Origin of the sequence: Aureimonas sp. AU12 (assembly GCF_001463705.1) — a bacterium.
Lineage (GTDB): Bacteria > Pseudomonadota > Alphaproteobacteria > Rhizobiales > Rhizobiaceae > Aureimonas.
Genome location: NZ_BBWH01000039.1, coordinates 26,518 through 47,507, shown reverse-complemented (window position 1 = coordinate 47,507; position 20,990 = coordinate 26,518). Strand labels below are relative to the sequence as shown.

At 67.5% G+C, this 20,990-nt stretch carries 19 protein-coding genes; 12 read left to right on the top strand and 7 right to left on the bottom strand.

Translation table 11 applies throughout. The features are described 5' to 3' along the window. Positions 1-15: 15 nt before the first annotated feature. Positions 16-924: a polyprenyl synthetase family protein gene (locus AUL33_RS15490; RefSeq protein ID WP_062210062.1), complete on the bottom strand. Its 909-nt coding sequence runs from the start codon at positions 922-924 to the stop codon at positions 16-18. 254 nt (positions 925-1,178) lie between these two features. Here AUL33_RS15490 and AUL33_RS15485 point away from each other — a divergent pair, with 254 nt between their 5' ends. Further along, a complete protein-coding gene (locus tag AUL33_RS15485; protein ID WP_062210123.1) occupies positions 1,179-1,856 on the top strand; it encodes a biosynthetic peptidoglycan transglycosylase in 678 nt (225 codons plus the stop codon). Between the two features lie 248 nt (positions 1,857-2,104). Then, positions 2,105-2,290 carry a 50S ribosomal protein L32 gene (gene rpmF, locus AUL33_RS15480; protein ID WP_062210059.1) on the top strand — a complete coding sequence of 62 codons (186 nt, stop codon included), beginning with the start codon at positions 2,105-2,107 and terminating at the stop codon, positions 2,288-2,290. Positions 2,291-2,399: 109 nt separating this feature from the next. On the opposite strand, the gene phaR is transcribed toward rpmF, so the two are convergent. Continuing rightward, positions 2,400-2,996 carry a polyhydroxyalkanoate synthesis repressor PhaR gene (phaR, locus tag AUL33_RS15475; RefSeq protein ID WP_062210056.1) on the bottom strand — a complete coding sequence of 199 codons (597 nt, stop codon included), beginning with the start codon at positions 2,994-2,996 and terminating at the stop codon, positions 2,400-2,402. Between the two features lie 272 nt (positions 2,997-3,268). On the opposite strand from phaR, the gene AUL33_RS15470 reads away from it, so the two are divergent. The 9 genes from AUL33_RS15470 to AUL33_RS15430 all read left to right on the top strand — a co-directional run bounded on the left by AUL33_RS15470 (position 3,269) and on the right by AUL33_RS15430 (position 13,194). Further along, the gene (locus AUL33_RS15470; protein ID WP_062210053.1) at positions 3,269-4,456 is read left to right on the top strand and encodes an acetyl-CoA C-acetyltransferase; all 1,188 of its coding nucleotides are present in this window, start codon (positions 3,269-3,271) and stop codon (positions 4,454-4,456) included. A 152-nt stretch (positions 4,457-4,608) separates the two neighbouring features. Continuing rightward, positions 4,609-5,334: a beta-ketoacyl-ACP reductase gene (locus tag AUL33_RS15465; RefSeq protein ID WP_062210050.1), complete on the top strand. Its 726-nt coding sequence runs from the start codon at positions 4,609-4,611 to the stop codon at positions 5,332-5,334. A 177-nt stretch (positions 5,335-5,511) separates the two neighbouring features. Beyond that, on the top strand, positions 5,512-5,877 hold the full coding sequence (locus tag AUL33_RS15460; RefSeq protein WP_062210047.1) for a PepSY domain-containing protein: 366 nt from the start codon (positions 5,512-5,514) through the stop codon (positions 5,875-5,877). Positions 5,878-6,049: 172 nt separating this feature from the next. Continuing rightward, positions 6,050-6,427, top strand: coding sequence for a hypothetical protein (locus AUL33_RS15455; protein ID WP_082652642.1), 378 nt, complete (start codon positions 6,050-6,052; stop codon positions 6,425-6,427). Between the two features lie 133 nt (positions 6,428-6,560). Continuing rightward, positions 6,561-9,965 carry a helicase-related protein gene (locus AUL33_RS15450; RefSeq protein ID WP_156419439.1) on the top strand — a complete coding sequence of 1,135 codons (3,405 nt, stop codon included), beginning with the start codon at positions 6,561-6,563 and terminating at the stop codon, positions 9,963-9,965. A 10-nt stretch (positions 9,966-9,975) separates the two neighbouring features. After that, complete coding sequence (locus tag AUL33_RS15445) at positions 9,976-10,410, top strand: RNA-binding S4 domain-containing protein (RefSeq protein ID WP_062210037.1); 435 nt, start codon at positions 9,976-9,978, stop codon at positions 10,408-10,410. Positions 10,411-10,641: 231 nt separating this feature from the next. Next, positions 10,642-10,980, top strand: coding sequence for a ferredoxin FdxA (fdxA, locus tag AUL33_RS15440; RefSeq protein ID WP_062210034.1), 339 nt, complete (start codon positions 10,642-10,644; stop codon positions 10,978-10,980). A 435-nt stretch (positions 10,981-11,415) separates the two neighbouring features. After that, entirely contained in the window at positions 11,416-12,024 is a 609-nt protein-coding gene (locus AUL33_RS15435; protein ID WP_062210031.1) for a CarD family transcriptional regulator, read from the top strand. A gap of 303 nt (positions 12,025-12,327) precedes the next feature. Further along, positions 12,328-13,194, top strand: a complete 867-nt coding sequence (locus AUL33_RS15430; protein WP_062210027.1) for an RNA polymerase factor sigma-32 — start codon at positions 12,328-12,330, stop codon at positions 13,192-13,194. Between the two features lie 76 nt (positions 13,195-13,270). On the opposite strand, the gene AUL33_RS15425 is transcribed toward AUL33_RS15430, so the two are convergent. Both AUL33_RS15425 and AUL33_RS15420 read right to left on the bottom strand, forming a co-directional pair. Continuing rightward, positions 13,271-14,818 (bottom strand): M48 family metalloprotease, encoded by a 1,548-nt coding sequence (locus AUL33_RS15425; RefSeq protein ID WP_062210024.1) that lies wholly within the window; start codon positions 14,816-14,818, stop codon positions 13,271-13,273. A gap of 266 nt (positions 14,819-15,084) precedes the next feature. Continuing rightward, positions 15,085-17,070: an AI-2E family transporter gene (locus tag AUL33_RS15420; RefSeq protein WP_062210021.1), complete on the bottom strand. Its 1,986-nt coding sequence runs from the start codon at positions 17,068-17,070 to the stop codon at positions 15,085-15,087. 282 nt (positions 17,071-17,352) lie between these two features. Here AUL33_RS15420 and AUL33_RS15415 point away from each other — a divergent pair, with 282 nt between their 5' ends. Further along, entirely contained in the window at positions 17,353-17,532 is a 180-nt protein-coding gene (locus AUL33_RS15415) for a hypothetical protein (protein WP_062210018.1), read from the top strand. 111 nt (positions 17,533-17,643) lie between these two features. Here the strand turns inward: AUL33_RS15415 and AUL33_RS15410 are convergent, their stop codons facing one another. The 3 genes from AUL33_RS15410 to AUL33_RS15400 form a co-directional block, all read right to left on the bottom strand. Then, on the bottom strand, positions 17,644-19,254 hold the full coding sequence (locus tag AUL33_RS15410) for a tripartite tricarboxylate transporter permease (RefSeq protein WP_062210015.1): 1,611 nt from the start codon (positions 19,252-19,254) through the stop codon (positions 17,644-17,646). 98 nt (positions 19,255-19,352) lie between these two features. After that, the gene (locus AUL33_RS15405; RefSeq protein ID WP_062210012.1) at positions 19,353-19,853 is read right to left on the bottom strand and encodes a tripartite tricarboxylate transporter TctB family protein; all 501 of its coding nucleotides are present in this window, start codon (positions 19,851-19,853) and stop codon (positions 19,353-19,355) included. Next, positions 19,850-20,806 (bottom strand): tripartite tricarboxylate transporter substrate binding protein, encoded by a 957-nt coding sequence (locus AUL33_RS15400; RefSeq protein ID WP_062210009.1) that lies wholly within the window; start codon positions 20,804-20,806, stop codon positions 19,850-19,852. The genes AUL33_RS15405 and AUL33_RS15400 overlap by 4 nt, the downstream gene beginning before the upstream one ends. Between the last annotated feature and the right edge of the window lie 184 nt (positions 20,807-20,990).

The following is a 20,990-nucleotide window of genomic DNA, read 5'->3' as shown; positions in this document are numbered from 1 at the left end:
GCGCGTCACCACCCTCTACCGATCGCGGAAGGCCACGAACCGCGCCGTTGCCTTCAGCGTCTCGGCTTGGGCTCCGTAGGGCGCGAGCAGGGCTTCGGCCTCGGCCACCAGCCGGGCGAGTTCAGTGCGCGTCCAGTCCTGGCCATGGAGGGCGGGGAGGGTCTTCTTGCCGCGCGCGGCGTCCTTGCCGGCCGCCTTGCCGAGGGTCGCGGCATCGGCGGTCTCGTCGAGAAGGTCGTCGGCCAGCTGGAAGGCGAGGCCGATGATCTCGCCGAACCGGCGCAGTCGCCGGCGGTCCTCGTCCGGCGCGCCCGCGAGGATCGCGCCCGCCTCGGCGGCGAACGCGATGAGGGCGCCCGTCTTCATCGCCTGCATGCGCCGGATCTCGGGCTCACCCAGTGCCTGGCGTTCGGCTTCGAGATCGAGCGCCTGTCCGCCGACCATGCCGGCCGCGCCGCTCTCGCGCGACAGGAGCGCGATGAGCGAGAGGCGGGCACGCGCGTCGATCGCCTCGGCGTCCGCGACGAGCCCGAAGGCCAGCGTCAGCAGCGCGTCGCCGGCGAGGATCGCCGTCGCCTCGTCGAAGGCGCGGTGGACGGTGGGGCGCCCGCGGCGCAGGTCGTCGTCGTCCATCGCCGGCAGGTCGTCGTGGACGAGCGAGTAGCAGTGGATGCATTCGAGCGCCGCGGCGACCGGCGCGGCTCGGGCCGCATCGGCGCCGAACAGGGCGGCGCTGGCCTCCACCAGAAAGGGCCGCAGCCGCTTGCCCCCATCGAGCGCGCCGTGGCGCATCGCGGCCAGAAGCCGCTCCGGGGTTCCCGCCATCAGCGGCGCTTCGGCGCCGAGCGCTTCGCCCAGCACCTGCTCCATGCGCTGGGCTGAGGTCCGCAGCGCCTCGTCGAACGCGGTCCCGGTCTCGCTCATGCCATGCCGTCCTTCAGTCCCCGCGCCGATCCCGCCGCGCCTTACCAACCCCACCCCGTGTCTGCCCGCCCGGCCGCACGGGAGCAAGCCCTTTGGCGCATGGGATGTACGGCCGCTTCGGCGCCCGCCGAGCTTAGCGTCGTTGCCCCGCTTTCCCGCCCTTTGCTATGAGGGAGGCCTCGACGCCGCCCGGACCCGCATCCGGGCGAACGAATCGTACCGATTCTCCCGCCTTCGTGGACCGCCCGACGCCGATGACCCGACGCCTGATCTACGGAGTGCTGTTCGTCCTCGTGGCGATCGTGGCGATTCCCCTCGTGCTCGTGCCGATCTACGCGATCCCCGGCGTCAAGCCGATCTCGACCCTGATGCTCGCCGAGCATTTCTCGTTCCAGCCCTACGACCGCGAGTGGACCCCGCTCGCGGACGTCGCCCCGGTGCTCGTGCGCTCGGTGATGATGTCGGAGGACGGCCAGTACTGTTTCCACGGCGGCGTCGACTGGGATGCGCTGGGCACGGTGGTGGACCAGGCGGTGAACGAGGGGGAGGCGGGGCGGGGCGCCTCGACCATCCCGATGCAGACGGTGAAGAACCTGTTCCTCTGGAACGGGCGGTCCTTCCTGCGCAAGGGACTGGAGCTGCCGCTGGCGCTCTATGCCGACCTCATCTGGCGCAAGAACCGCACGATGGAGATCTACCTGAACGTCGCCGAATGGGGCGACGGGATCTACGGCATCGGCGCGGCCTCGCGATTCTACTTCAACAAGAGCCCCGCCCAGCTGACGCCGCGCCAGGCCGCGCTCCTGGCGGTGTCGTTGCCCTCGCCGCGCACGCGCGACCCCGCCAATCCCTCGCGCGGGCTGAGCCGGCTGGCAGGCGTCATCGAGGCGCGGGCGCGGGCCTCCGCCGACTATGCGGGCTGCGTGGGGTGATGCGCCGGAGGGGTCCGCGCGGGAGAAATTCCGGCGCGGGCCTTTCCAAAGGGGGGTGGGTTTGCTATGGGCTCACGCGATTTCCCGCTCTCGCGACAGGCAGGATCGATCCGACGAGGATCGGCTGTTCGTTGCATGATCGGGATCGGCCTTTCGCGAACCCCTGCGGCTGGCCAGAGCCGATAACAGCTGCGACGCGGCTTCGCGCCTTCGGGCGAGACGCCGCCGACACCCGAACGGAGAGCCCCATGGCCGTCCCCAAGCGAAAGACTTCCCCCTCGAAGCGCGGCATGCGCCGCTCGGCCGACGCCCTGTCCGCGCCGACCTACATCGAGGACAAGAACTCCGGCGAACTGCGCCGCCCGCACCACATCGACCTGAAGACCGGCATGTATCGGGGCAAGCAGATCCTCACCGTCAAGGAAAGCGCCTGATTTCAGGCCGTCGGCGCGCTTGTAGCGACGTCGATCTCCGATAGGAAGGAGGCCGGGTGCGCGAGCGCCCGGCCTTTTCGTTGTGATCGGATACCGTGGTGACGCGCTGTCAGCTCTTCTTCGCGTCGAGAGCTTCCAAGCGCTTCTGCATCTCGGCGAGCTGATCACGCATGGCGGCGAGATCGTCGGGATCGGCGGGCTTGGGCGGCGTCGCTCCCGCCGGGCGCTTGGCGCCGGTATCCGAGGCACCCATCGCGTTGGCGACGAACGGGTTGAACATGCCCATCGCCTCGCGGAACAGTTCGGTGTTGCGGCGCACCTGCGCCTCCACAAGCTGCAGCGGGTTGTGCGTCGCCGTCGGTGCGCCGCGAAACGTCTCCTGCTCGCGCGAGAAGGCGGTCATCGAGCTTTCGAGATAGGCGGGAATCACCATCTGCATCTGGTCGCCGTAGAAGCGGATCAGCTGGCGCAGGAAGGTGATGGGCATCAGGTTCTGCCCACCCTTGTTCTCCTGCTCGAAGATGATCTGCGTCAGCACCGCATGGGTGATGTCCTCGCCGGTCTTGGCGTCCTGCACGACGAAGTCCTCGTTGCCCTTGACCATGGCGGCGAGGTTTTCGAGCGTCACGTACATGGACGTGCCGGTGTTGTAGAGGCGGCGGTTGGCGTACTTCTTGATGACGGTGGTTTCGGTGTTGCGGGCCATCCGCTCTCTCCCCAGATGCTTGGCTCCGGGCACGTTTCTCGCTGCCCTTGCGAAGAGATAGGCATAATTCCGCCTCGTTTCCAAACCCTTCGCGCCTTCGCCGTTGCGATAAGGGTGGATGATCGCACGATCGCAGGGCGAGAGAGCCTTGGGCGGCTGCAACGAAAGCGCGAAAACCCGGTTTGACAGGGCGAAGCGGCGTCTGCGAAGTAACGAGGCCGGCGCACCGACGCCCGCCAAGAACGATACCGAAGCGAGGAAAGGGTCATCCCATGAGTTCCGCAGGTGAATCCATCGTGATCGTCGGTGCCGCGCGCACGCCGGTCGGCGCCTTCAACGGCGCCTTCGCCAACGTCGCCGCCCATGAACTCGGCGCCGCTGCCATCACCGAGGCGCTGGCGCGTGCCGGGGTCGAGGCCGGCGAGGTGGACGAGGTGATCCTCGGGCAGGTTCTGTCGGCGGGCGAGGGGCAGAACCCCGCGCGTCAGGCCGCGATGAAGGCCGGCATCCCGAAGGAGGCCACCGCCTGGGGCCTCAACCAGCTCTGCGGCTCGGGCCTTCGCGCCGTGGCGCTGGGCATGCAGCAGATCGCGATGGGCGACGCGCGCATCATCGTCGCCGGCGGTCAGGAGTCGATGTCGATGGCGCCCCACGCCGCGCATCTTCGCGCCGGCACCAAGATGGGCGATCTCAAGCTCGTCGACACGATGCTGAAGGACGGCCTGATCGACGCCTTCCAGGGCTACCACATGGGCAATACCGCCGAGAACGTCTCGCGCCAGTGGCAGATCACCCGCGAGATGCAGGACGAGTTCGCCGTGCGCTCGCAGAACAAGGCCGAGGCCGCGCAGACCGCGGGCCGCTTCCGCGACGAGATCGCGCCCTTCACGGTGCAGAGCCGCAAGGGCGACGTCATCGTCTCCGAAGATGAATACATCAAGCACGGCACGACGCTCGACAAGGTGCAGAAGCTGAAGCCCGCCTTCGACAAGGAGGGCACGGTCACCGCCGCCAACGCCTCCGGCATCAACGACGGCGCTGCCGCGCTCGTCCTGATGAGCGAGGCCGAGGCCTCGCGCCGCGGCGTGACGCCGATGGTGCGGATCGTCTCCTGGGCCACCGCCGGCGTCGACCCTGCCGTCATGGGCACCGGGCCGATCCCCGCATCGCGCCGGGCGCTGGAAAAGGCTGGCTGGAGCGTTGGGGATCTCGACCTCGTGGAGGCCAACGAGGCCTTTGCGGCGCAGGCCTGCGCCGTGAACAAGGAACTCGGCTGGAACTCCGACATCGTCAACGTCAATGGCGGCGCCATCGCCATCGGCCATCCGATCGGCGCGTCCGGCGCACGCTGCCTCAACACGCTGATCTTCGAGATGGCGCGCCGCGACGCCAAGAAGGGGCTTGCCACGCTCTGCATCGGCGGCGGCATGGGCGTCGCCATGTGCGTCGAACGTTTCTGACTTTAAAGCCGGCCTCTGGGGCCGGCATTTGAAATGGGGTCGCGGACCGGATGGCTTGGAGCCGTCCGCCGCGATCCGCTTCGGCAAGGCTGCCGTTCAAGTCGGCCACCGGACACCGTCATCATCATTCGGCATCATTCGGGAGGAGCCCCATGGGCAAGGTCGCCATCGTAACCGGGGGAACGCGTGGCATCGGCGCGGCAGTGTCGAAGGCGCTGAAGGCGGAGGGCTACACGGTCGCCGCCAACTACGCGGGCAACGACGAGGCCGCCGAGGCCTTCAAGGCCGAGACCGGCATTGCGGTCTTCAAGTGGGACGTCTCGTCCTACGAATCCTGCGAGGCCGGCATTCGGTCCGTCGAGGCCGAACTCGGCCCGGTCGAGGTGCTCGTCAATAATGCCGGCATCACCCGCGACGTGATGTTCCACAAGATGACGCCGGAACAGTGGGGCGCGGTGATCAACACCAATCTCACCGGCCTCTTCAACATGACCCGCCCGGTCTGGGAGGGCATGCGCGCTCGCAAGTTCGGCCGCATCGTCAACATCTCCTCGATCAACGGCCAGAAGGGGCAGGCGGGGCAGGTGAACTACTCCGCCGCCAAGGCCGGCGACGTCGGCTTTACCAAGGCGTTGGCACAGGAGGGCGCGCGCGTCGGCATCACCGTCAACGCCATCTGCCCCGGCTACATCGCCACTGAGATGGTGCGCGCGATCGACGAGAAGGTGCTGAACGAGCGCATCCTGCCGCTGATCCCCGTCGGCCGTCTCGGCGAGCCCGACGAGATCGCCCGCTGCGTCGTCTTCCTCGCCTCCGATGCCGCCGGCTACATCACCGGCTCGACCCTTACGGTGAACGGCGGCCAGTACTTCCACTGACGGGAGCGCTCTGAAGGAAAACTCCGCCTATCTTCTCGCGCCGCCGGACCCGATCGACAGGGTTTGGCGGCGTCCTTGCGTCGGGGCCGCACGAGGAACCGAATCGATGCCATCTTGTTGAAGCTTCCGAAGAAGGACAGCCGGGACGCCCCCGTCCCGCACCGGAGGAATGCTTCCATGATCCGCACCAAGTGGACAACTGCGCTCGTCGCCATCGCTCTCCTCGGCTCGGCCGCGCCGAGCTTCGCGCAGGGCATCGAGATCGGCCGCGACGGCGTGCGTCTCGTCGACCCCAACGCACCGCGTCCCGGCGAGCGCGACGGCCGTCCGGGCGACCGCGACGTGCGCCGCGACGACCGTCGCCCGGCCCGCGAGATCGGCGAGCGCGACGCGATCCGCATTGCCCGGTCCGAGGGCGTTCGCGAAGTCGACGACGTGACGCGCACCCGTAATGCCTACCGGGTGATGGGTACGGATCGCCGCGGCGACGACATCCAGGTCGACGTCGATCGTCGCAGCGGCGACGTCATCGCCGTTCGCTGAGATATCCAGTTTCCGATGAGTTCGGGGCGATGCGGGAAGCCGCGTCGCCCTTTTCGTCGATGACGGCGGCTTGCATCGATTTACGAGGCCCGGCTCGGAACCTTTCGTCGCCTTCGCGGATTTCACGGCACCCGGATCGATGAGAAAGTCGCCGGAAGAGGAGTTTCGGACGATGATGAAGTCCCTTGTTCGCCTTGGTCTCATGGTCGGCCTTGCGGTCGCTACGGCCGCGCCGTCGATGGCGCAGTCGCTGGAGATCGGACCCAACGGCGTGCGCGTTCGCCCCGAGGACGATCGTCGCGGCCCGCCGCCGCCGCCGCCGGGCCCCGGCTTCGATCGCCGCGATGATTTCCGCGACGGCCCGCCGCCACGTCGGCGCGAGATCAGCGAGCGCGAAGCGGTGCGCATCGCCCGCTCCGAGGGCATGCGCGAGGTCGACGACGTCTATCGCCAGCGCCGTTCCATCCGCGTGGAAGGCGGCGATCGTCGTGGTCGCGACATGACGGTGATCATCGACAGCCGTTCGGGCGACGTGATCGACATCCGCTGACATCAACGCAATGAACGGGTAAGGCGGCTGCGACCTTTGGGTCGCAGCCGCTTTTTGTTGTGGCAGAGCCTGGCAAACGCAGGATTTCGCGTTTGCGTTTAATCCATCCGGCCCCACCTATGCTCCGACCATGATGGATGCGCATTTTCCCCCCCGGCCTTTGCGCCGTGCCGATAGCGGGCTCGACGGACGCGGCGTGACCGCGGTCCTCGGACCCACGAACACCGGCAAGACCTTCCTCGCCATCGAGCGGATGGTGGCGCATTCCTCGGGCGTCATCGGCCTGCCGCTGCGCCTTCTGGCGCGCGAGGTCTACGGACGGGTGGTCGAGCGCGTGGGGGTCGGCGCGGTCGCGCTCATCACCGGCGAAGAGAAGATCAAGCCGCCGAACGCGCGCTATCAGGTCTGCACCGTCGAGGCGATGCCGCGCGAGACGAACGCGGCCTTCGTCGCCATCGACGAGGTGCAGCTCGCCTCCGATCTGGAGCGCGGGCACGTCTTCACCGATCGCATCCTGCACACCCGCGGCACCGCCGAGACGCTGCTGCTCGGCTCGTCGACGATGCGCGGCGTTCTCGAGCGGATGCTGCCGGGCATCCAGTGCGTGACGCGCCCGCGCATGTCGCAGCTGCTTTACGCCGGCTCGAAGAAGATCACACGCCTGCCGCGCCGCTCGGCCGTGGTCGCCTTCTCGGCCGAAGAGGTCTACGCCATCGCCGAACTGATCCGCCGCCAGCGCGGCGGCGCGGCGGTGGTGCTGGGCGCGCTCAGCCCGCGCACCCGCAACGCGCAGGTCGAGCTCTACCAGAACGGCGAGGTCGACTTCCTCGTCGCCACCGATGCCATCGGCATGGGTCTCAATCTCGACGTCGATCACGTCGCGTTCGCGCAGGACTGGAAATACGACGGTTTCCAGTATCGCCAGCTGACCCCGTCCGAGTTCGGCCAGATCGCCGGACGTGCAGGCCGGCACGTGCGCGACGGCACGTTCGGCGTCACCGGGCGTGTTGATCCGATGCCCCAGGAATTGGTCGAGCATCTGGAATCCCACACGTTCCAGCCGGTGCGCGTCCTGCAATGGCGCTCGCGCAAGCTCGACTTCGCCTCGCTCGACGCACTGAAGCGCTCGCTTGACGCACTGCCGCCGACCGACCAGCTGGCCCGTGCGCTGCCCTCGGTCGACCAGCGCGCGCTCGAGTTCTTGTCGCGCGACGAGGGCGTCGTGAAATGGGCCAAGGACGCGCGCAGCGTCGAACTCCTGTGGGAGGCCTGCAAGCTGCCGGACTACCGGCGCATCGCGCCAGCCCAGCACGCCGAGATCATCGCTTCGGTCTATGCCGATCTCGTGCGGCGCGGCACGGTGGCCGAGGACTACATGGCAAGCCAGGTGCGGCGCGCCGATTCCACCGAGGGCGACATCGATACGCTCTCGCAACGTATCGCGGAGATCCGGACCTGGACCTACATTTCACACCGCCCAGGCTGGCTTGCCGATCCGACACACTGGCAGGAAAACACCCGGGCCATCGAGGATCGATTGTCGGACGCTCTTCACGAGCGGTTGACGAAACGCTTCGTAGACCGCAGGACAAGCGTCTTGATGAAGCGGCTGAGAGAGAACGCATTCATGGAAGCTGAAATCGGCGGCGACGGCACGGTGCTCGTTGAGGGGCACCTTGTGGGCGAGCTGCAGGGCTTCAGGTTCACGCCGGACGTGAAGTCCGACGGTCCGGATGCCAAGGCCATTCGCGCGGCGGCCCAGAAGGCGCTCGCAAGCGAGTATGAGAAGCGCGGCGAGCGTTTCTTCAACGCGCCCAACGGCGATCTGGCGCTGGGGTCCGACGCGCTGCTGCGCTGGCTCGGCGCGCCGGTGGCGATGCTGACGGCCGGCGAGGATCCGCTGCGGCCGCGCATCGTGCTCCTGGCGGACGACCAGTTGAACGGCCCGGCGCGCGAGCGTGTGGCGCAGCGCGCCGAGCGCTTCGTCACCTATCAGGTCTCTACGGTGCTCAAGCCCCTGGTCGACTTGAAGGATGCCGAGAGCATCGAGGGCGCCGCCAAGGGGATCTCCTACAGGCTCGTCGAGAATTTCGGGCTGCTGCAGCGGCGCGACGTCTCGGACGAGGTGCGCTCGCTCGATCAGGAAGCGCGGGCCGCGCTGCGTCGTCTCGGCGTGCGCTTCGGCGCCTATCACATCTTCATGCCGGCCCTCGTCAAGCCGGCACCCGCCGCGCTGATGACGCTTCTTTGGGGCATCGCCCATGACGGGCGCGACAAGCCGGGCTTCGGCGAGGTGACGCAGCTTCTGGCGACGGGCCGCACCTCGGTACAGCCGAACGCCGAGTTCGATCCGATCTTCTACGCGCTCGCCGGCTATCGGCTGCTCGGGCGACGCGCCGTGCGCATCGACATTCTCGAGCGCCTCGCCGATCTCATCCGGCCCGCGCTCGCCTGGACGCCAGGCTCGGCCAAGCGGCCGGACGGCGCCTTCAACGGCCGCGAATTCCTTGTGACCCCGGCGATGATGTCGATCCTCGGCGCCACCGCCGACGATATGGACGAGATCCTCAAGGGCCTCGGCTATCGCTCGCAGGGCATGGCGCAGCGCGAGGTCGAATCCGTGATCGCGACGCAGGACCAGGCCGCAGTTGCAGCTGAGCAGGCGAAGGTGGCTGCCTCCGCAGCGGCCTCCGCGAATGACGCGAAAATCCTGGAGGAGGCGGCTCTTCTGGCCACCGACGCTCCGGCGTCAGATGCGGGCGCAGACGAGGTTGAGACTGCGGTGGAGACGGCGCCGGCCATGGAGCCGGACGCTGCGGTCGACGAGACCGATCTGACGGAGGTTCCCGTCGACGAGCCCCGGCCGGTCGATGCGATCCTGTCCGATGCTGCTCCGAACACACAGGACGAGGTCGAAGTCGGTACCCCCGACGATGATTTCACCGGGGACGCGTCCGAAGAGACTTCGGCGGCAATGCCCGAGTCCGGGACGTCGGAGCCGGTTGATATCGGCGCCGCCGCCCCGACCGACACGGAAGCCGCCGCTGAGCCCGTCAAAATGGTTCAGCTCTGGCGTCCCCAGCGCACCGAGCATCGCGGACGGCGCGACGCACGTGGTGCGCCGGGTGCGGGACGCGGGGCGGGCGCTCGCCCGGCGGGTGCCGGTGCTGGTCGCGGACCCCGACCTGCGGCGGATGCCGTCGCAGGTGAGGCTCGTGGCGGCGAACGCCGCAACGAACGCGGCGGTCGTGGCGGGGCGCCGGGTGCTGCCCGGCCGGATGGCGAGGGACGGTCGCGCTTCGGCGGCAAGGGCGGCGGATCCGAGCGGCGCGACGGTTCGCCGCGTGGTGAAGCCGGTTCGCGCGACGAGCGTTTCGGATCGGGACGGCCCGGGGCTAAGCCGGGCAAGCCCCACGCCATGCCGGAGCGCGATGCTGGCAAGGCCGGCACCGAGCGCCGGTTCGATAAGCCGAAGGCGATCGACCCCGATTCGCCTTTCGCGAAGCTGGCGGCGTTGAAGGACAAGCTGGGAAAGTAAGGGAGAGCGCATGACGGGCCTCGAACAGCGCATCGACAAATGGCTGTTCTTCGCGCGCGTCGTTAAATCGCGCTCACTCGCCCAGAAGCTCGCATTGTCAGGTTCGGTTCGCGTCAACCGCGAGAAGGTCGGACATTCCGCGCGCATCGTGCGGCCGGGCGACGTTCTCACCATCTCCGTGCAGGAGCGCATCCGTGTTCTGCGGGTGCTGGCGCCGGGCGAGCGCCGGGGGCCGGCGAGCGAGGCGGCAACGCTGTTCGAGGACCTGACGCCGCGTCCGGATACCGACCTCCCTCTCGCAGGTGAGGACGGCGACGACGACGACGCCGGAGCGAAGCGGCCCGTCGGATTTCGTCTCTCTCCGACGATCGAGGTGCATGGGCGCCCGACGAAGCGCGAGCGGCGCGAGGCGGGGCGCCTCTTGGCGACGGTCGGCGACGACTGATCGAACGGGCTCCGATGAGCGCGAAAGCAATCGCGTTTTTCGATCGGCTCTCGCGGCGCAACGCTCGGCCCTTGTCAGTGCGTCGCCGAGCCGCTACCTCCGGCATCTCCGGACCTCGCTGAAAACGGTCCGCGCGCGGTTCGCCTGCCGAACTGCCCCAACGATCACATTCCGTCTCGTTCCGCGGTCGGGCCGAACCGCCGCGAAACGAGCCAGTCCCGGGAACCCGCCATGACCTATGTCGTCACCGACAACTGCATCCGCTGCAAGTACATGGATTGCGTCGAAGTCTGTCCCGTCGACTGCTTCTACGAGGGTGACAACATGCTGGTGATCCACCCCGACGAGTGCATCGACTGCGGCGTCTGCGAGCCCGAGTGCCCGGCCGAGGCGATCAAGCCCGACACCGAGCCCCATCTCGACGCGTGGTTGAAGCTGAACGCCGACTATGCTGTGAAATGGCCCAACATCACGGTCAAGCGCGACGCCCCGGCCGATGCCAAGGACCTCGACGGCGAGGAAGGCAAGCTGGAGAAGTACTTCTCGCCCGAACCCGGCCAGGGCGACTGACACCCAAAAGACGCGCCAGTACATCGGCGGTTGCCACCCGGCCCGTCGTGCGGCAGGATCGGAAACGAATTGAAGTGACGGAAAACGGGCGTCGTTCACCTTGCCGGTGGACGGCGCCCGTTCGTTTGCGTTGGCGATACGCAATTCGGTTGAATTTTCTTCGGAAACAGGGTATTATTTCTGCAACAGTCGAATGGCGGACTTGAGCCTCACGCTCGACCCGGCAATCACGGCGCTTCCGAAAGGTCTTCCCCGATCATCGCTGACGCCAGGTGCCGCCCTTGGGCGCTGCCTTCGTCATCGGCGTGGAAACGATTTGCGAGGCGTCAGGCTGCGGCCGGTCTACCCGGTCTGCATGCTCAATCCGCGGCCTCGTCGGTCGTTCCGTGCATAGCGGCGTTCGCGGCTTTGCACAACAGGGAGTTTATGAAGCGTATGAGCACTCAGAAGAAGACCTCCCAGCGTCAGGGTTTCAAGACCGGCGAGAGCATCGTCTATCCCGCTCACGGCGTGGGCCAGATCGTTGCGATCGAAGAGCAGGTGGTCGCGGGCATGAAGCTCGAACTCTTCGTCATCGACTTCGAGAAGGACAAGATGCGCCTGAAGGTGCCGGTCGCAAAGGCCGAGCAGGTCGGCATGCGCAAGCTGTCCGAGACCGATTTCGTCGAGCGCGCCCTCAAGGTCGTGCAGGGGCGGGCTCGGGTGAAGCGGACCATGTGGAGCCGCCGCGCGCAGGAATACGACGCGAAGATCAACTCGGGCGACCTCATCTCGATCGCCGAGGTGGTGCGCGATCTCTACCGCGCGGACTCGCAGCCCGAGCAGTCTTACTCCGAGCGCCAGCTCTATGAAGCTGCGTTGAGCCGCATGGCCCGCGAGCTCGCCGCGGTCAACGAGGTGAGCGAAACCGAGGCCGTCCGCCTCATCGAGACCAACCTCAACAAGGGTCCCAAGCGCACCGCCAAGTCGCTGGAAGAGGACGAGGAAGACGCCGAGGGCGAGACCGAGGTCGAAGTCGTTCCGGCACAGGAAGAAGCGGCCTGAGCCTCTTGCGCCGAGCTGAATCGCCCGGCCGCATGAATTTGCAATGACAGAGCCGGCCGTCCTCGACGGCCGGCTTTTCTTATGATGCAACGGCTGATAGAACAGTCCGGCGGGTTCGAGCACTGCTCCCCGTATCTCCCTCGTTCTCTTGCTTTTTCGGTTTTCTGCCTACATTCGGCGAAAAAGTTTCCTTCAACGGGAACGTTTGGTCGCGCGCGGTGTTTTACCGACATGAGCGCCCCGGCCACGAGCCATCCGGCGTTCGGATCATCAGTGTCCCGACGTCTTCGGAAGGTCCGCGCCATGAAGTCTCAATCCACCCGCCGTCACCTCATCCAGGCCGCAATGGCCGCTCCCTACCTGCAGCGGGAGGAAGAGTACGAGCTGGCCGTGCGCTGGAAGGAGAACCGGGACCAGGAAGCGCTGCACAAGATCACCTCGGCGCATATGCGCCTCGTGATCTCGATGGCCTCGAAGTTCCGCCATTTCGGCTTGGCGATGAACGACCTGATCCAGGAAGGTCATGTGGGCCTCCTCGAAGCCGCCGCCCGCTTCGAGCCGGAGCGCGAAGTACGTTTTTCGACCTACGCGACGTGGTGGATCCGGGCCTCGATTCAGGACTACATCTTACGCAACTGGTCGATCGTTCGCGGCGGCACGTCCTCGGCCCAGAAGGCGCTCTTCTTCAACCTGCGTCGCCTGCGTGCCCGTCTCAGCCAGGGTTCCGAAAGCCTGTCGGGCACGGCCATGTACCGCGAGATCGCCACGGCGCTGAAGGTGTCCGAGAGCGACGTGGCGTTGATGGACTCGCGCCTGTCTGGCCCCGACTCCTCACTGAACGCCCCGCTGATGGAAGACGAGTCGGGCTCCGCCGACCGGCAAGACTTCCTCGTCTCCAACGATCCGCTGCCGGACGAGATGGTATCGGCCTCGATCGACGACGAGCGCCGCGTCGTGTGGCTGCGGTCCGCGCTCGACGTGTTGTCGGAGCGCGAGCTTAAGATCATCCGCGAGCGCCGCCTGCAGGATGATGGCGCGACGCTGGAAGCGCTCGGCTCGAAGCTCGGCATCTCGAAGGAGCGCGTGCGCCAGATCGAGACCCGTGCGCTCGAGAAGCTGCGCGCCGCTCTCCTGCAGTCGAACCCGGACGAAGCCGCTTTCGTCGCCTGATCCTCAGCAAAGCCTGTGACGACGAAAAAGGGCCGCATCGTGCAGCCCTTTTTCGTATCCGACGTTCGGTCGTGCGTTACTCAGCGACGATCTTATAGCGCGTGCCCACCGATACCGTGCTGACGCCTTCAAGATCGTTGAGCAGGCGGAACATCTCGACCTTCCGATCGACGCCCTGGATCTTGGCCGCGAGTGCCGCTTCCGTATCGCCGGCACGCGCAGTGACGATGCGGATGCGCAGCGGCTTCAACTGCTCGCGCTCGGATGGCCCGAGCAGGCGGAACGAGTCGGCAATGCTCGTGGCAATGCCCGGCAGGCGTGCGGCATTGTCGGCGGGGAGGGCGGTGAGGAAGCGATAGACCTGTCCGCCCACCCGAACCACCGTCACGTTGAAGACGTAGGAACCGCCGGAGGCCTGCGCCGCGACGGCATCGAGCGTCCCGATCCTGAACGGGCGGATCGTTGTGGCATCAAGCCCGCCGACCCAGCCGCTCTGGATGTAGTCGACGAGGCTGGTGCGCTCGGGAATGGCGATGCCGTCGAAGCGCACCGCGACGTCGCCGGGGCCGGTCGCGAGCACCGCCTCGGCCGTGTTGTCGATCGAGAAGCCCTCCGGCACGGCGAAGGTGATGCCGAGGCCCGGATGATAGAAGGAGCGGCCGCGCACGTAGCCTTCCGAAGCGGTGTCGCCGAAGAGCATGCCGTCGATGCCCGACAGGTAGCGGTCGCGGTCGGTGGCGCCCGAACCCTCCGGCCCGAAGACCGAGGCATGACGGCGCGCCAGCTCGACGCGCTGCGGCGCGGCCGGGTGAGAGGCTAGAAAATCGAGATTGGGGTTGTTGGCCTGGAAGGCGTTGCGGAACGAGGAGAAGGAATCCATCGTCTTCAGGAAGCGCGCGGCCGCGTAGGCATCGTAGCCGGCATCGCCCGTCTGCTTGATGCCCATCTCGTCGGCCTGCAGTTCCTGATTGCGCGAGAAACTCGCGAGGTTCAGCCGCCCGCGAGCCAGCGCCGCGCGTGCGGCCGTATCGCTCGACAGGACCTCGGAAACGACGCGGCCAGCGAGTTCCGCCGCCTCTTCGCGCTGCTGGCGTTCGATCCCGTGATTGGCCTTCACGTGGCCCATCTCGTGGGCGAGCACGGCGGCGACCTCGGCCGAGTCGTTGGCGAGAGCCAGAAGACCGCGCGTCACGTAGAGATAGCCCCCCGGCAGCGCGAAGGCGTTGATGTTGGGCGAATTCAGCACGGTGATCTTGTAGGCGCGGCCGGGATCGCTCGACACGGCGCCGAGCTTGCCGACGATCCCGGCCAACATCAACTCGAGCTTGGGGTCGGAATAGGCGCCGCCATAGGCGGCGAGAATCTTGGGATGCTGCGACTTGCCGATCGTCGATTGCGGGTCGTTGCCCTGCACGGTCTCGAACGAGACCGGCTGGCGGCTCTGGCCCGGTAGGAAGCCGGTCTGCAGATCGGCGGTTGCGGCGGTTTCCTCCAGCCCTGCACCCATCGTGGTGCAGCCGGCCAGCGTCAGGAAGGGCAGGGCAAGTGCGGCCAGCCGGATCGAGCGGGACCGTAGCGCAATGCTCCGGCCGTCCCTCTCCTGCGATCGAACGTCATGCCCCATGCCCGATTCTTCCCCTGAACGCGCCGCGTCGACGGAACGCTCGATCTACCCGCACTCAGGCCCGATGCGAAAGGGTTGGTGCGCAACAGAGATTTGGAATTCGCACCCGTCGCTGTCCCGCCCTGCCCATGCGGGGTGAAAGGGACCGAATTAGGGTCCGGGTCGCCGCTATGGATCCATCCGGCATCCGTGGCGACGGTATGAGCGATCGGCCCGACCCCACGATACAGCTGGCAACCGATTGCCGCTCGCCGTCAGGCGGCAGATCAGGCGGGCACCGCCGCCGATTCGACGCGTGTCGCATCGGCCGGGTCCGGCTTCTTCGGCTCGGCGCTGGGAGCAGGAACCATCCGCTGGCCCGACATCTCGAGCGCCGCGGCCAGGGCCGAGTTCAGCGTGGTGACGAGTGCGTCGGCATGAACGCGGCGTTTCAGCTCCCGCAGCATGGCGGGGTCGCGCTGGCGCCAGATGCCGACGAGGATGCGCGCCTTTGGTGCCACGCGGTGAACCCGACGCACCGCCTGTCGCAAATGCACGGTCGACAGCGGCTCGATGAAGGACAGGCAGACGAGTGCGACCTCGCGTGCATCCTCGGCCGTCGGCGGCGTTTCCTGCAACTCCCGCAGCGTGACGTGGCGCGAACCCAGCCCATGCCGATCGAGCACCTGCGAGAGCATCGCCGTCACCGCCTGATCGAGTGCGTTGAAGCCGGAGATGCAGATGACCGGCGTCTTGCCGCGCCATTCGGGCCTCAGATCCTCGGCGCGCTGCACGACGCGCGTGATCTGCTGGTCGGGGCCGGCCGCATCGACGGCGGCGGCGGCTTCCGCCGTCAGGTGCTTGGAGCCGCGCTTGGTGGCGGACGTGCGCACGTTGGCGAGATCGTCCACCAGCTCCAGGGTCGAGGCTCTCAGCGTATCGAGCCGATCGTCCTTGACGGCGAAGCGTGCGACATCCTCGTGGGCGATGCGTAATCCTTCGAGCGCCACCTCGTCGTAATAGGTCGCGAGCTCGCGTTCGCGCAGGAACTCGCGCGCCTGATCAGCCGCTTCCTGCGGTGCTCCGGCCAGCATTCGCTGGTAGAAAATCTGCGCCGGCGAGAGAGCGGGTCGATCGCCGAACATCACGTCGATGAAGGCGAGGCGCGGCACGTGGCGGCCCATCACCACGAGGCAGATCGTCAGCGGTGTCGCGAGAATGAGGCCGACCGCACCCCAAAGCAGCGCCCAGACGGTGGCGGCCAAGAGGATCGCCACCGGCGACAGGCCTGTGGAGTGACCGTAGAGCACGGGCTCGACGACGTTCGAGAGGACGGCCTCGGCGCCGAGGAAGAGGACGGCGGTCCAGATCACCATGCTCCAGCCGGGATCCACCGCGAAGGCTAGCAGCATCGGCAGGCCGGCGCCGACGATGCCGCCGACATAGGGGATGAAGCGCAAGATACCGCCGAGAATGCCCCAGAGAAACGGCGAGGGGACACCGAGCAACCAGAGACCGCAGCCGGTGATGATGCCGAAGGCCGTGTTCACGCCGAGCTGAAACAGGAGAAGCTTCGACAGGCGCTTGGCGGCATCGTCGATCGCCGCGGTGGTCTGCTGGAGATCGTCGGTGCCGGCGAGGCGGATGAAGCGGTTTCGAAGGTCCTCGCGCTGCAGGAGAATGAAGATCGCGAAGATAATGACGACGCCGAGCGTCGCCGCGGGGTGAAGCAGCGGCGTGACGACGGTGGTCACCGTGTCGATGATCGATTGCTCGCTCTGGACGACGACGGGGATGGGCTCGCGCGGCGCAGCGGCGCCCGTGGTCTCGGCGGGCGCAGGTGCGCCGAGCTGCTGGATGTCGGCAGCCATGTCTTCGAGGGCGCGCGCGGCGCGCGCGAAGGGACCGTCGCCCTGTGCCTGCGCCGATTGCGACAGGTTCTCGAGCTTCTGCTGCACCGTGATGCGGTAGGACGGGATCTCGCCGACGAGCGAGGTGACCTGCATGGCGATGACGAAGCCCAGCGCCAGGATCACCACGGAGGCGAAGGTGATCGCGCCGGAAATCGCAAGGATGCGCGGCACCCGCATCCGCTGCAACCCGATGACGATCGGCGCCAGAATGAACGAGAGAAGAATCCCCAGCGCGAAGGGAACGAAGATCTCGCGGCCGAGATAGAGGATCGAAGAGACGGTGAGGATGAGGACGCTGACGGCAAGCGCCGTGAACAGCGGCAGCGCGCGGCGCAGCATCTGCGAGGTGACGATATCCAAGACCCGACTCCAGCACCTTCGCAGCCTCAGGCTGCACATCCCCGCTCGTAAGCGCGCGTCCTCCCCCAAGGTTCCAACCGATGTCATCAAATTCGCCGGAAGGCGACGGAGTGGCCGCTGTGCCCATTGTATGAGCTGCGACGGCAACCCGTCCTTTACCAACGAAACCGATGAGACATGCGCAAGGTGCATGGCAGGGCCGGCAGTTTCCCGACTTCCGATCTGAGGAGCAAGCGACCATCTTGAGGTCAACGAAGACCAGCGACCCAAAGGATTCACCCGATGACCACCCAGCCCAGCCGCTTTCGCCAGTTCGGCCGCCAGATCCGCTCCTTCACCGACACGTTTGGCGGCGTTGCATCCTGCGCCGCGGCCGCCGAGGCCGGCAAGCGTCCGTCCCGCTCGGCCCTGAAGGCCGCCGGCATCGACGCGGACGCCTTCTATGGCATCAGCCAGGGCTGAAGGATCGGGGGCTCCGCGTTAGGAGTCGTAAATAAAAAAGGGACGGTCGCTCGGCGACCGTCCCTTTTTGCGTTTCGATAGCCGGTCGATAGCCGACTTCGTCGCCTGCGGTCAGTCCTCGTCGGACGCCATGGCGGCGAGAAGCTTGCCGCGTCCGCGGGCCCGCAGGATCATCGGCACGAACAGCGCCAGCGCGGCGAGCGTCAGCAGCGCGATGGCCAGCCAGGAATGCACCAGCACGCTCGGATCGCCCTGGCTGATCGCCAGGGCCCGGCGCAGCTGCTGCTCGGCCATCGGCCCGAGGATCAGGCCGACCACCACCGGCGCGATCGGATAGCCGAAGCGACGGAGCATGTAGCCGAGCAGACCGAAGGCGAGCAGCATGCCGAGTTCGACCGAGGACGGGTTGGCGCCGATGCAGCCCAGCGTCGCGAAGACGAGGATGCCCGCATAGAGCCAGGGGCGCGGGATCGTCAGCAAGCGCACCCACAGACCGATCAACGGCAGGTTGAGCACCACCAGCATCAGGTTGGCGATGAGAAGGCTGGCGACGAGGCCCCAGACGATCTGCGGCGATGTGATGAAGAGGAGCGGACCGGGCTGCAGTCCGAACTGCTGGAACGCGGCGAGCATGATCGCGGCGGTCGCCGAGGTCGGCAGGCCCAGCGTCAGCAGCGGCACGAGCGTGCCGGCGGCCGAGGCGTTGTTGGCGGCCTCCGGTCCCGCGACGCCCTCGATGGCACCGTGGCCAAACTCTTCCGGGTGTTTCGACAGGCTCTTTTCCATCGAATAGGAGAGGAAGGTGCCGATCTCGGCGCCGCCGGCCGGCATCGCGCCGATCGGAAAACCGACCGCCGTGCCGCGCAGCCAGGGCTTCCAGGACCGCTTCCAGTCCTCCTTCGTCATCCAGAGCGAACCCTTCACCGCCTCGATCTTGTCGGGCATGCGCGCGCCGGCCGCTGCCACGACGAGCGCCTCGCCGATGGCGAAGAGCGCCACGGCCAGCGTCGTCACTTCGATGCCGTCGAGGAGATTGGCCGAGATGCCGCCGAAGAAGGAGGCGAACGCGCCGTAGACCGGCGCCAGCGCCGCGGTGGGATCGGCGGCCAGCGTGCGGAAGGTCTTGGCGGCCGCCGTCAGGGTGAGGCGGGCTTGTCCCGTCTGCAGGTCGATGCCGACGAGGCCGAGCGTCAGGCCGAGCGCCAGCGAGGTCAGGCCCCGCAGCGCCGAGTCGCCGAAGGCGGCCGAGACGGTGACGAAGGCGAGGATCATCAGCGCGAAATACTCGGCCGGGCCGAAGGAGAGCGCGAAGGAGACGATGACGGGCGCGAGGAAGGCCAGACCCAGCGTCGCAATCAAGCCGGCGACGAAGGAGCCGATGGCGGCGGTGGCGAGCGCGGGGCCGCCTCGGCCCGCGCGGGCCATCTTGTTGCCCTCGAGCGCGGTGATGATCGAGGCGCTCTCACCGGGCGTGTTGAGGAGGATCGAGGTCGTCGAACCGCCGTACATGCCGCCGTAGTAGATGCCGGCGAACATGATGAGCGAGCCGGCCGCGTCGAGCTGGTAGGTGACGGGCAGCAGCAGCGCCACCGTCAGCGCCGGGCCGATGCCGGGCAGCACGCCGACGGCGGTGCCGAGCGTCACGCCGATCAGCGCGTAGAGAAGGTTCATCGGCTGGGCGGCCGTCAGGAGGCCTTGCCCGAGCAGTGCGAATGTATCCATGGGCTGGACCCGTCGTCAGGAGGGAACGCGACCGGCGCGCGCACCGGACGGAACGGGAAGGCAGGCGGGGCTCCGGACGGGCCGGGGCGCCGGCAGTCTCAGGTGAACAGGCCGAGGACGAGGTTTTCCAGCGGACCACGGGGCAGGGCGAGCCGCAGGACCTGCGTGAAGACCAGCCAGATGCCGAGGCTGAGAAGGATGCCGATCGGGATCGTCATCCAGAGTTCGCGCTTGCCGAAGGCCCGCGCCGTCGCGGCGAAGAGAAGCCCGGTGGCGATCGCGAAGCCGGCGGTGTTGAGGAGGATCAGCTGTGCCGAGAGGCCGCCGACGATCCAGATGATCGGGCCGATCTCGTCGTGGTCGCGCTCGGGAAACTTGCCGCGCCAGGCTTCGATCACGGTCCAGACCGAGAGGCCGACGAGGGCGAGGGCGATCACATAGGGAAAGGTCGCCGGGCCGACGCGGGCATAGGCGCCGCCGCCGACATGGCTCGCGTCCCAGCCGACGAGCAGCCCGAGAACGCCGAGCGCCACGCCGATGGCCATCGCCGCCCGATCGGGGCGGCGATGCTGGATCTCCTGGTCGAGCCGCTCGCTCATTGCTGAACGAGGCCGATCGCGGTGAGGACCGCCTTCGTGTCGGTGACGTTCTTGGCCAACTCGGTCTTGAACGCGTCGCCAGCGAGGAACGTGTCCTGCCAGTTGTTGCGCTCGAGCACGGCCTGCCACTCCGGCGACTTCGAGAGCTTCTCCATGTCGGCCGTAATGGCGGCCTGCTGCTCGGCCGAGATGCCGGGCGCGGCGGCGACCATGCGCCAATTCTGCAGCGAGACGTCGAGCCCGGCTTCCTTCAGCGTCGGGGCTTCGGTGCCTGGCACCTTCTCGTCGCCCGTGGTGGCGAGGAGGCGCAGCGTGCCGGCCTTGATCTGCGACTCGAACTCGCCGTAACCGGAAATGCCGGCCGCGACCTGCTGGCCGAGGATCGCGGCGAGCGCTTCGCCGCCGCCCGAGAAGGCGATGTAGTTGATCAGCTTGGGATCGACGCCGGCGGCCTGCGCGATGAGGCCGGCCGCGATGTGGTCGGTGCCGCCGGCCGAGCCGCCGGCGATCGCCACCGCGCCGGGATCGGCCTTCATCGCGGTGACGAGGTCGCCGATCGTCTGGAACGGCGATGCGGCCGGCACCACGACGGCCTCGGTTTCGCCGGTGAGGCGCGCGATCGGCGTCACGTCGTCGAGGCTGACGGGGGAGTTGTTCGTGAGGATCGCGCCGACCATCACGTAGCCGCCGACGAGCAGGGCTTCCGGATTGCCGGACTTGGCGGAGACGAACTGGGCGAGGCCGATCGTGCCGCCGGCGCCGGGAACGTTGACCACCTGCACGTCGCCGGCGATCTTGGCTTCCTGCATGACGTTCTGCATGGCGCGGGCCGTCTGGTCCCAGCCGCCGCCCGGCGAGGCCGGCGCCATGATTTCATAGCTGGCGGTCTGGGCGAAAGCGCTCGTGGAAACGAGGCCGGCGGCGAAGATGGCGCCGAGCAATAGGGTCTTCATGGTGGTCCTCCCGAGGAATGGCTACGCCGATATTCGTTGAACGGCGGAGTCATCGCGTGAAGAGACCACGAACGAATGATCGGGTAAACCGCTGCGGACGATCCCTCCAGACCTTTCCGCACCGGAGCGGCCCCAACCCCTTCGGGTGAAAGCCGCATTGCCCTCGTTCCATGACTGCTCGCCA